Genomic DNA, 12,277 nt, shown 5'->3' on the forward strand with positions numbered 1-12,277 from the left:
TCACTCCGATAAATATGGGATGGATGGGTCTTCAACAAACGTGCCCACATTGTATAGCAGCAGCATCTCCCGGATGCCGTGTTTGTTCACAAACGCCGCCAGATCCTGCTCGTAATAGCGAAGATCCACCACATCAATTTCGCTATAATGCTTCAGCAGAAAAGGAATAAAGCTGTTCGCGTACGAATCTTTGACGATCAGCAGCTTCTTTCCGTTCGTTTGGGCTGTTTTGATTCGAATCAGCGCATGGTTGCCGTTCAGAAATACCGCATATTTATCCTTCTTCTGTAGCTGCTCCGTTGCATACAGCGAATGCGAGGTCTGTCCTTCGTCGACATACGTTACGGTATAGTTTTCTTGATCCTTTGGCAGATATAACTGGATACTGTCGGGCTGCACATGCCTGTAACCGCTCTTGGAATAAATTGAGCCGTAAAATTCATCCGTTACCTGCTGAACATGAAAGTCCTCCTCCTTCTGCGGCTTCAGCCCCATTTGCTTGCACAGCTCCAGATAAGTGGCATAAGCGCCTTTGGTCGTCCAGTGATGGTCGGTTTTATAAAAAATAGGCTGCTCCCTCTCCGCATACAATGCGGGAAATACATCGACAAAGTGAATAGCGGAAGGCAGCGCTTGCCGGATTTTGCCGAGATACGCTTCTTCAACACCGGTTTCGGCGTATTTCGGAAGCTTGTCCTGAAGCACGGCCGCCGCCGTGGGCACGATCATCACATATTTGCGCAGGCCAGGCGTGGCATCGTCAAATGCTTGGATGGCGTCCATCTTCGCTTCCAAATCCCCTTCTGCCGGAGGGATAAACTTCTGAATCAAATATCCGTCTTTTCCGAGGTAGACCCCGTTGCTCTCCTGTTTCCCCAGCAAACGGTCCATACCGGTTTTCACTCCGATCCACTGATCACGAGAGACAAACTGGTCAGATACGTAGGTCTCGAAATCGGTTGTAAAGGTGCCTGATAGCAATGTATTCAGTGAAAAATGCGGCAACTGCTTCAGCATCCGGTTCTCCGCTTCCGAAAAGACGCGATCCGGCACAATCAGATTGAGCGCGGCGACCACAACCGTAAACAACAGCAGTAATAAGGCCTGGTATTTTCCGTTGACTTCGTCGTTCCCGTCCATAGCCGCCCTCCTTAGAATCGAAAGTATAAAAATGGATTGTAGGTTGCATCCACCAAGTACGCCGTTGATAGCACCATAAACAGAACATACACAAGCGGAGTGACTATTACACCGGCAGTCCTCCACCTTTGCTTCATGTACGTCAGAGCCTTCCCGGGAAGCGGAGTGGCACAGAGAGCCAATACAACCAGCAATACGGCATTTGCGGACAGATCATAGAGCGCCTGCCGATCCGCAAATGCATGCCCGCCGAAGCCAAACATCACGCTGATGAAACGCCAGGCGGAAGCCAACTGCTCCATTTCAAACACTACCCAGCCGATGATCACGATCAGCAGCGTGTAGGCATGGCGGACCACAACGGGAGAACGTCCAAGCCACCGCAGCAGAAACAGCTTTTCGATCATCACGAAACAACCGAAATACAATCCCCATACGATAAAATTCCAGCTTGCACCATGCCATAGTCCGGTCAAAAACCATACCGCCAATACGTTGCGAAGCTGCTTCATCATTCCATGCCGGTTGCCACCTAGCGGGATATACACATACTCCCGGAACCAGGTGCCAAGCGAGATATGCCATCTGCGCCAAAACTCCGTCACACTCCTGGATGTATACGGATAACGGAAGTTTGGCATGAAATCAAACCCAAACATTTTGCCGAGACCCCGAGCCATATCGGAATAGCCGCTGAAATCAAAATAGATTTGCAGGGTGAACGCGATGATGCCAAGCCAAGCGGACAGGACGGAAAGCTCAGCGACCGGCTCCGCTTTGACGCTTGTCCACAGCCACCCGATATTGTTGGCGAGCAGTACTTTTTTCGCAAGCCCTCTGATGAACAACTCCGCCCCTTCGCCAAAACGATCCAGCGTCACTCTGCGGGAAGTAAGCTGTCCTGCGATATCGCCGTATTTCACGATTGGACCCGCGACAAGCTGGGGAAACATCGCCACATACGTCCCGAACGCAATAATATTCCTCTGTGCCTGCACCTTGCCGAGGTAGACGTCTACGACATATGACATCGTTTGGAACGTATAAAAGGAGATGCCCACCGGCAGTGGCAGATCGGTCATTCGCATATGCAGATGAAATAGCTGGTTGACATTATCGATGACAAATCCGCCATATTTAAAAAATCCCAGAATCCCCAGATTGCCGACCAGCGAAGTGATAAAAATGGTCATGGCAACCGGTTTTCGATGCCTGTACTTATCAATCAACAAACCGTTGAAGTAGTCAAACACCGTCGAGAATACCATAATGACAATGTATACAGGCTCGCCCCATGCGTAAAAAATCAAGCTTGCGACAAGCAAAATGGCATTTCGCAACTTCCTTGGCGATCCATAATAAACCAGAACGGTGACGGGCAGGAAAAGAAACAAAAAGACAAGACTGCTAAAGACCAAACTTCGTCACCTCCAAAACAGCAAACCCGCTCGCATGTTATTTCACTTGCTGCCTTAACAGCTCCAGCATCTGCACATAAAATTCCGGTTTAAAATGAATGCCGTCCGAATCGTACACATCGGCGCTACTTGAGAAGAGAGGGGACAAATCCGTAAATTCGACCTGCTCCTTGTCTGCCAGCTCTTTTACCGCCTGATTGTAATCCCCGATATTCTTGTAGCGTGGTTCCTTCTTCAGCGCTTCTTCGGATACAGGGGTAACCGTTAACAGTGTGATCCGGGCTTGCGGCAGCTTTTCCTTAATCAAGCCGATCAGCTTAGCGTAGTTGTTCATCGAGTAAGCCACCGGGTCATCTGTCGGCCATAAAATATCGTCCGAGCCTAGTTGGATAAAAACCTGCTTCGGGTTTCGCTTGGTGAGCTCGTCGATGTCTTCAAGCGCAAATTGCGCTGTTTTCCCCGCGCCAGCGAGCACGTTTTTCTCGTCCAGTACGTCATGGAAGGACAGCCCCTCCGTAATGGAATCCCCGAAAAATACGCTATTTTGAAATATCTGTTGATACGAATTAGCGGTCGACTCCGGTGCTGTAGCGCCCACATCCCCCTGTTCCTGCGCTTGGAGTGCCGGCTGTTGAGCAGTTCCATCAGGTGTTTGGCTTCCGCATGCCGCCAGTGTCAGCGAGAGGCCTCCCATTAGTAATGTCATCACGATTTTTTTATTCATGTCATCTACCTCCCTTTCGAAAAAGAGTGTAACCGCGTGAGATCAAGATAAAGTGCAGATTCGATCAAAATGATTTATAGATTGAAAAACAAAAAGGAGCCGTCTATCCAAGGACCAAGTGGTCCTCAGAGACAGCTCCTTCTGAAAATTCAGGTAAACATGCTCGTCACCCTACGCTTTTTTATTCAAATAAAAATAGAACAAGACTCCGTCCCGGGTATTCGTCACACCATAAGGCACGCCGTGCATTTCCAGAATTTTTTTGGAAATGGCAAGACCGAGTCCGGTTCCCCCGGTCGAGCGCTGGCGGGAAGGCTCACCGCGATAGAAACGATCCCATATTTTCTCCAGTTGTTCGTCCGCAATGCGTGCTCCTTTATTTTCCACACCTATTTTCACGCGACCCTGTTCTTCTGTGGTTGTTATGAAAATGGACTCCTGCTCCGGTGTATAACGGATCGCATTTGTGAGAAAATTGACGATGACCTGCTCAATTCGCAGCTCATTGCCGATCACCTCGACAGGCTGAAGTGAAGAGTGCAGACGCAGCTGTTTTTGCTCCACGTCCGCAGCTAATTTAGTGCAAATGCGCTCGATAACCGTGTCGATATAAAACGGAGCCGTCTCCATGTTATACGTGCCGGATTCATATTTGGCCAGCTCCAGCATGTCCCCGATGAGCACATTCATCCGCTGCACTTCATCCTCCATCGCGCTAAAATAGTACTCCCGCTTATGGCTTGCAATCCCGTCCTTCAGCACGGAAAGACAGCTTTGAATGACACTTAACGGGGTTTTGAGTTCATGAGATGCAGTCGAAATAAATTCCTTTCTCGTATGCTCAAGCTGCTTTTCCTTCTCAATGTCCTGCTCCAGCCTGACGATATGGGTGTGCAGCCGTTCGGAAAGCTCGTTGATGCTCCGCGACAAATCACCGATCTCATCGTTTGTCGCGACTGGGATTTTTTCGGAAAAGTCGAGCGCGGCCATTTGCTGTGCCGTTCGATTGATGCGAAGCAGTGGCCTCGCAATTTGACGGGAATAATAAAACGAGACCAGCAATATGAGCAGCACCGCAGCGGCCACAATATATACATAATAATCCTTGATCATCCCCGCAGCTTCATTCACCGGCTGCAGCGACGTGACTGCAAGCAGATAACCAGGCTGCCCGTCTGCGTCTTGAACCGGATCCACAAATATTTTGTATTTCACATGATTTTCTTCGTAATCGATGACCCGGCCCGCCTCTGCGTTCGGATAATCCCCATAAAGCAGGTCTGCTTGAAAAGCCTGAACCCGCTCCAGAAGCATCTGGTTGGTATAACGCGAAATCGCCGCGCCTTCCGGTACACGCAGCTTCGTAATCGTTCCTTTCACAAGAATGCTGGGATACTTTTCGCGATATTGCATTGGACTGGCATACCGGGTGACGACTTCGTATTCTTTGCTCACCATCTGCCGATTTTCGAGCTGGTTTTCCTCCCGCAGATTGGATACGCTTCTCGCCATCCGTTGGATAACCAGTTCATCATTCATGATCAGACCTTCAATAGCGATGTGTTCCCCTTCCTTGACCCATGGAGCGGTAAACGGATTGTCGCTGTAAAAATCTTTCACGTTCATGAAGCTGTACAGCGGAATCTTGATCATGCGGCCGGAAAGTGCGGAATTATCGTCAGCATGTTCAAGTCTGATGTCCATAAAAAAATCATCGGTGTATTTCAAATACCCCATCACATCAAGCGGCGCGACCCAGGTGTTATAACGTTCATAAAAATCCTGTTCTAGTTTAGCCGCCTGCTCTCCGTTGGCCGCCTGTTGCAGCGAACCTTGTTCGTATGCCCCGAGTGCTGTTTTTACGTCCTTCACTTTCTGATGCACGTAAAATTGCTCGAAAAATACGGTTTGTCCGACAAAAATAGCTGCGATCAGGAACAGGCATAACCCGGACGTTAACAAAAACAGCTTGAGTACGATGCCCCTTTTCATGGCTGATCCTCAAATTTGTATCCCGAACGCACTACCGTAACGATATGCCTGGCATGATCCCCGAGCTTGGAACGCAGATTGCGGATATGGCTGTTGACCGTGCGGTCATCGCCGACAAAATCATATCCCCAAATTTTTGTGATCAGCTGTTCGCGGGTAATGATGATCCCTTTGTTTTTCATCAGATAGGCCAATATTTCGAATTCGGTATGCGTTAAGCTGCAATGTTCCCCACCGGCAGACACGGTTCGGGACGGAAAATGAATCGAAATGCCGCTGCTGGTCAGCGTATCATTCTCTTCTTCGCGAACATGCTGGCGCTGCAAAAGCCGCTTCGCTCTTGCGAGCAGTATGGGCGGGCTGTACGGTTTGGCAACGTAGTCGTCAGCGCCAAGCTCGAAGCCAAGCAAGGTATCGTCTTCGTCCGAACGGGCCGTCAGCATAATGATCGGGACATTCGACGTTTTGCGGACCCGCTTGCACACAGACCAGCCATCCAGCTCAGGCAGCATGATGTCCAGTATGATCAAGTCCACCTCATGCTCCTGAAATAACGAGAGCGCTTCTTTCCCATCGCTGGCTTCAAGCACACTATAACCCTCTTCGAGCAGATAATCCTTCATAATTTCCCGTAAAATATGTTCATCTTCTACAATCAATATCGTTCTTGGCATATGATAACCTCACAACGTTTTCTAGCAACCCATCTTCTTAACACCACTTATTCCATAATCTTGTCTGGCTTGGCAACCTCCTGAATCTTGCTCTCTATGTGCTGCTCGCTTCCAAGGTAATATTTCGCTATCGGATGTAATTGGTCATCTAACGTATATACTAGCGGAGTACCCGTTGGTACATTCACATCAATAATCTCTTCCGAACTGAGATTGTCCAAAAACTTGATTAATGCCCGCAAACTATTGCCATGTGCAGCGATAATTACTTTTTTACCTGCTTTGATCTGTGGCGAAATTTCCTTATCCCAATACTCCCTAACCCGAACTACCGTTTCCTTGAGGCTTTCCGTTAACGGGATAAGTGCATCATCAATGTCGCGATATTTAACGTCGTATCTTGGATTACGGTCATCGTCCTTTGTCAAAGCAGGAGGCAGCACATCATAGCTTCTGCGCCATAATTTAACCTGCTCTTCTCCATATTTCTCAGCGGTGGTAGTTTTACTTAAACCTTGAAGCGCACCATAATGACGTTCATTTAGCCGCCAGGTCTTGTATACAAGGATCCACAGCAAATCCATTTCTTCAAGCACATAATCCAGTGTTTTAATCGCTCGCTTCAAATATGAGGTGTAGGCTACATCAAATACGAACTGTTCTTCCTTGAGTAGTCTGCCGGCGTGCAAAGCCTCTTGAATACCTTTATCCGACAAGTCTGCATCCATCCAGCCTGTAAATAAATTCGCTTTGTTCCACTCACTTTCTCCATGTCTAATCAAAACCAGCTTATACATCTCTCTACCTTCTCTTTCTGATGAGTTTTTTCCATTTAAAATGTCCAAAAAGGCAACCTCTGCTTTGGTATCGAAACATCGATCGGATTCCAGGCAATACCGAATTGTCGGTTACCGAACTATCTAGTCTACCCGCTGCGTCTTTCTGCTAAACCCTGATACTATTCTATACTGCCCTGGCAATGCAAATAAACCCGCCGACCCATAATAGGTTGGCGGGTTTTGTTTATGACTCGACTGTCGGGTTAAGGCTCGATCCCCCACACCAGAACCCCGTCTTGGTATAGCGTCACTTTTTCCCAGTCGGCGAAGGAGGTTTTGGTCGCGTCGTACGAGTAATCATCGGTCTCGTCAAAATTGCTCCAGTTCGACTTGGCCATTCGCGTCTGGATTTCGCCGGTTTGTCCGCCCGGAGCGAGCGTCCCCGCGCCGCTGGTGAAACCGACCTCCATATAATTGTCCGTGAACGTGACCGTCACGTTAGAAGAGCCAATTTGCGCCCAGTCGACCCAGGCTTGCATCGCTTCACTGCTGTCTTCGGTGAAATAGTAGTGCAGCTTCAAATCGCTTAGCTGGACGGCGTCCTGGCCGTTGTTCTTAATATTGAAGTGCGGCCGGATTTGGTTGTCGGTTGCGCTGGAATCACTGTTGCGGTACTGCACCGCCAGATCGCCCTTAGGCGCTTCCTGCGGAGCCGCGCTGGCGACGCCCGAGTCCGCGCTTTCGCCCGACGAATTGACGGCGCTGACGACATAGTAATACGTCGTGCCGTTCTCTACGGCGTTATCCGTATAAGCCGTTCCCGCGACGGATTCCGCGATCGTCTCGAACGGGCCGGACGCGCTCAGCGCGCGCTTGACGTTGTAGCTGTCCGCGACGGACTCCGCGTTCCAGGTCAGTTTCACCTGCGCGTCCCCGGCCTCCGCCGCGAGGCCCGCAGGCGCAGCCGGAGCCGGCAGGGCGGCGGGATTCGCGATGACCACGGCCGAATCTGGGCCTGTCCCGACAGCGTTGACGGCGCTGATCACGTAAAAATAAGCCGTACCGTTCATGACGTTCGTATCCGTATAGGTCGTCGCAATCCCCGTCTCGGCAATAGGCACAAACGGGCCGGACTCACTTGCCGCGCGTTTGACGATGTAATTCTCCGCACCGCGGACCGCGTTCCAGTCCAGCTTCACTTGCTGGTCGCCCGCCGTTGCGGTCACCCGCGCCGGAGCGGCCGGAGGCGTGTTCCCGCCGCCGTTATCGGTTAGCGGAATGGCCGGATAGGCGTTCTTCACGAGCTCGACAAACTGGTCGTGGAACCAGTGACCTGAAATCGGGGCGTTCGGTAAAGCCCCGGTCAACGTACCGTTGGACGTTGTGTAGGTCGGATCGCACATCCGGTCGAAGCCTTTGCCTTCGTTATTCGGAATTTGCGTGCTTGAGCCGTCCGATTCTCCGGGCGGCTTCACCCAGACGAACGCATCGACATGCGGATAACCCTGCGGATCCGCTTCAGGTCGCACGCCCATCCCCGCGCCCGCAGCGTTGCACCAGTTGCCGCGATGCAGACGCTTGTCGACACGGCCGGAGTTCACATAGGTATTGATATCCGAGCCGGACGCGCCGGTCGGACGGTCGGGCCCGCCCCATCCGTTGCGCGAAGTGTCGATCAGGAGGCCGATGTCGGACGGCCAACCTTTGGCCACAAAGCCGGAGTAGAGCGCCGCCGTAAAGTCGGCCTCATCGAAATACGGGTTCCATTCATAGTACTTCGCCGAACGGATCGGCTGGCCGTTGATCGTCAGATTCGGATCCGGCAAATTCGGTTCAACGAGCGGCGTCGTATTGGCCGTATTGGTAATGAAGCCGTCAACGCTGTCCAACCCCGCCTCCGTTCCTTGAACTACAGATGTATACAGATTAACCGACGGCTGGAGGTTGGAATCCCATCCTAGCCAACCGGAGTGGCCGATGTCCAAATATTTGTAGACGTTCGGGATATCAGCCAGTTGATCCAGCGTATAGCGGACCGCATCCCGGTAGATATTGGTCGAGTTCGCCGCCGCACAGGCCGGGTCGTTCAGGTTCGTCACCAGGTTCGGCAGCGAATCCGGTTCGATCACTGCAATAATGCGAATATCTTCGTATTTCGGGTCAGCGAAAAGATTTGCGATCACATCGATATATTCCGTTTTGTATCTTTGCAGCGCTGTCTGCGTAAGCGGCAGTTCGCCGTTCGAAGCCAAGGCATGACAGTCGCGACCAGGCAAATTGTAGATAACGAAGCTGGCCGTGATCGGCGTGTCGCCCTGCTGTTGCGCCAGCGCATTGTCCAAATGCTCTTCCAGACTAAGGCGCCCGCCGGCGGCTTCGCCGCCATGAATCGCCGCAATCCGGTCCAGCCAAACCGCCGTCGGATACGACTTGACCGTCTCCATCTTGGCCGCCAGCTCATCGTCTCCTACGCTGGCAATCGACATATCGACGGATTTTGCGTAATCCGGATTCAAATACGCCGTAGCGCCGATAAACGGATTGTCCACGTGAGCTGGGGCCGCCTCCCCTGTCCCGGCCGGCAAAGACAACGGAACGGCTAATGCCGCAATCAGACAGCCCGCGAGAAAGGGCTTCATTTTAGGGAAAAACTTTCTTTTCATCTCGTTTCACTGCTCCCTTCATTGTTTTTCTCATATTCCATTAGGACTCCAAGCCTCCTCCTACGGACGAATGCGCCCGATCTCCGGAGATATCTACCGATAGCATCACTCTCCTTATCGATTGATAGAGCTACCAGTGGAAGAACAAGTACATGTAACATAAATATAGTTAAGTATGCGCTTTCATTTCCAATTTCATCATAAGATGATAGGGATATTTTGTCAATCCAAAAAAACGCCTTCAAAAAAAACCATCTCAAAATATTCAATTTTCGCTTGAATATTTCGAGATGGTTTTTAGATGAATAATCAAATCGGCCCGCTGCGTCTTTCTGCTATACGTCTATTGGCTACAGCAAAATACATAGGCAGGAGGTATATTCCTTAATTCTCTTTTAATATCTATTTTATCAAAATAAAGTCTAATTAAATCTTTCTTTAATAAAGTGTACTGAAACGTAATAAATCTGCCTCCTTGTCTCAGATGCAGTTGTGTCAACCGTAGAATGTTCGAGGATATACTATGCGGTAAGCTTGCAAAGGGAAGTCCTGAAACAAAATAATCCACCCATGGAATCTCATACTTAATCATATATTTCTCTATGTGCTCTGCAGAATCATTAATAATATGAAGGTTAAGTTCATGTTCAAACTTCTCTTTTAAAAGGTGGTAAAACGCTTTGTTACTTTCGAAAAGCAATACTATGGTGCTTTCTTTCCTATTTTTTAATATTTCTTCAGTAAATACCCCCGTACCGGGACCATACTCCACAATGTAGCTTGCTTGGTTAAAATCGATATCGTCAACCATCTTGCTTGCAAGATATTTCGAGCTTGGAAGCAAGGCTCCTACCGTTCTTGGCTTGGTGATATATTGTTTTAGAAATGATAACACTCCCATTTCAATTTCAATCCCTCTCTTTTTTAGGCTCATGGAAAGAACAAAACCTGCAACTGTGATCGGTAGCCCACGAAAAGTACCCTCAAATTTGACAAAACCAAAGTCACCTGAAATAAAATAAATATAATGGGTCCTAAATTCCCCGTTGAAAGGATATAATCTCGAAATCTATCAATGGATACAGTTAATTTAAGGACTTCAGATAAGTATCGGATTACTAAGATAATGACTAAAAGCCCTATGAAAGCAAGCAATATTTTACCGACTATAGATTTAATCATCCTTGATATTATGATGCCTAGAAAATCCGGATTTAATTAGACAAAATAAATAGTACGGGGGTCGGTATGAAAACATGTAAAAAAATCATTGAAAGACATAAGGGGGAAATTGCTGTTACAAGAACCGCGGAAATTTATTCTGTCCACATTAGTCTTCCTGCCAAAACTTAGTGTGCAACATGCATCCGTTATGGACAGAATCCATGCATTGCATATTCCAATAATGCAAAGAGCTCCTGAATCTCTACTAGAGATAATTCAGGAGCTCTTTCGTGTCCATATGATGCGGTCGAGAGGACTCGAACCTCCACGGGGGTTAGCCCACACGGACCTGAACCGTGCGCGTCTGCCAATTCCGCCACGACCGCAAATTGTAATGAGTGCTTTGAATTTTTTATTCACAGCAATGAAGCTGATAATATCATATATACCAATTAACAGTCAATACAAAATCGACAGATTCCAAGGACCTGTCCATAACAACCCCGAAAAGCCCCCTCTAGGGAGGCCCTATCGATTGTGCTTACGCGGGAATGATAAATTTACGGCTTCAGCCGCTTGATTTCGTTATACGCCATAAGCAGCGGTGCCACACCATGCCCGTTGTTCTCGACGATCTTCTCACCGAAAACATAATACTCATAGCTCCCGTCCCGCAGCTCTCCCGTTTCCGGTTTCCTGCCGAGTCCGGCGCTGCGGCAAATGCCCCCCAGCAGTACTTCGCCGTCCTCTTCACGCAGGTAGCGGCTGATCGTTCCGTCGAACGCTTTTTGACCATAAGCGGCGTACGCTTGCGGCAGATAACCGAGCCGTGCTCCCTTCAGAATGGCATACGCGAGCATCAGCGTTCCGCTCGTTTCCAAATAATTTCCTGCCCGCGCTCCCTGATCCACTACCTGATACCACATGCCATCGCTGTGCTGATACGGCAGCAAGCCGTCCACAAGCTCCTGCAGATACTGCTTCAGAAAGCCGCTGTCGGCCGGCTCTCCTTCCAAAATCTCCAGCATGTCAACCAGTGCCATCGCGTACCAGCCGGTTCCACGTCCCCATACATGTGGCGAACGGCCTGTCGCCGGGTCGGACCAGGACATCTGTCGGCTTTCGTCGTACGCATGCCTGTACAAGCGCTTTGACTCGTCAAAGAGAAAACGGCGCACATTGCGGAACTGGGCGAGCGGGTCGCTGTAGTCTTTGTACTTCGTAAACGTTTTGATATATAACGCATAGAACGGCTGCCCCATATACAGGCCGTCAAGCCATACCTGATACGGGTAGTTCTGTTTGTGCCAGAAGGAGCCTGCGCCCGTTCGCGGATAAACCGCCAACTGCCTGTATAACAAATCCATGATCCGCTTATACCTCGGATCGTGCTCTTGGTCGTACAAGGCAAACAGGACGGTCGCCATCCGAATCTGATCGATATTGAAGTACGCCGGATCGATGGCGGAAATCCGGCCTTCCTCGTCGTACAGGCTGTCGATGAAACCTTTGACAAAGGCGTATTCCGCCTCGTCGCCTGTCTGCGCATAGCTGTCCAAATACGCCTTCAGCATGCAGCCTTCGATATAATGCCATCTCAGCGAGTACCACTTGGGCTCCGCCATGTATTGCGTTTTGAGCCGATCAACCAACACATAAGACAAGCTAACCAGCACCTCCACAATGAGTTATGTTCATTTCAACTGCCACATTTGTTTTTATA

The 12,277-nt window shown here is 49.6% G+C and carries 9 protein-coding genes and 1 tRNA gene; all 10 read right to left on the bottom strand.

Features of this window, described 5'->3' with window-relative positions; all coding sequences use genetic code 11:
- Entirely contained in the window at positions 1-1,140 is a 1,140-nt protein-coding gene (locus OIN60_RS12980) for a DHHW family protein (protein ID WP_305755272.1), read from the bottom strand.
- Positions 1,141-1,151: 11 nt separating this feature from the next.
- Positions 1,152-2,558, bottom strand: coding sequence for an MBOAT family O-acyltransferase (locus OIN60_RS12985; protein ID WP_305755273.1), 1,407 nt, complete (start codon positions 2,556-2,558; stop codon positions 1,152-1,154).
- A gap of 37 nt (positions 2,559-2,595) precedes the next feature.
- Positions 2,596-3,282: a GDSL-type esterase/lipase family protein gene (locus tag OIN60_RS12990; RefSeq protein WP_305755274.1), complete on the bottom strand. Its 687-nt coding sequence runs from the start codon at positions 3,280-3,282 to the stop codon at positions 2,596-2,598.
- A 171-nt stretch (positions 3,283-3,453) separates the two neighbouring features.
- Positions 3,454-5,274: a sensor histidine kinase gene (locus OIN60_RS12995; protein WP_305755275.1), complete on the bottom strand. Its 1,821-nt coding sequence runs from the start codon at positions 5,272-5,274 to the stop codon at positions 3,454-3,456.
- Positions 5,271-5,948: a response regulator transcription factor gene (locus OIN60_RS13000; RefSeq protein WP_305755276.1), complete on the bottom strand. Its 678-nt coding sequence runs from the start codon at positions 5,946-5,948 to the stop codon at positions 5,271-5,273. The genes OIN60_RS12995 and OIN60_RS13000 overlap by 4 nt, the downstream gene beginning before the upstream one ends.
- A 47-nt stretch (positions 5,949-5,995) precedes the next feature.
- Complete coding sequence (gpmA, locus tag OIN60_RS13005) at positions 5,996-6,745, bottom strand: 2,3-diphosphoglycerate-dependent phosphoglycerate mutase (protein ID WP_305755277.1); 750 nt, start codon at positions 6,743-6,745, stop codon at positions 5,996-5,998.
- A gap of 245 nt (positions 6,746-6,990) precedes the next feature.
- Positions 6,991-9,390, bottom strand: coding sequence for a glycoside hydrolase family 6 protein (locus tag OIN60_RS13010; RefSeq protein WP_305755278.1), 2,400 nt, complete (start codon positions 9,388-9,390; stop codon positions 6,991-6,993).
- Positions 9,391-9,733: 343 nt separating this feature from the next.
- A complete protein-coding gene (locus tag OIN60_RS13015) occupies positions 9,734-10,291 on the bottom strand; it encodes a class I SAM-dependent methyltransferase (RefSeq protein WP_305755550.1) in 558 nt (185 codons plus the stop codon).
- Positions 10,292-10,856: 565 nt separating this feature from the next.
- Positions 10,857-10,940 (bottom strand) — tRNA-Leu (locus OIN60_RS13020).
- Between the two features lie 174 nt (positions 10,941-11,114).
- On the bottom strand, positions 11,115-12,209 hold the full coding sequence (locus OIN60_RS13025) for a glycoside hydrolase family 88/105 protein (protein ID WP_305755551.1): 1,095 nt from the start codon (positions 12,207-12,209) through the stop codon (positions 11,115-11,117).
- Positions 12,210-12,277: the final 68 nt, after the last annotated feature.

This window comes from Paenibacillus zeirhizosphaerae, from assembly GCF_030705605.1.
Classification (GTDB): Bacteria; Bacillota; Bacilli; order Paenibacillales; family Paenibacillaceae; genus Paenibacillus; species Paenibacillus zeirhizosphaerae.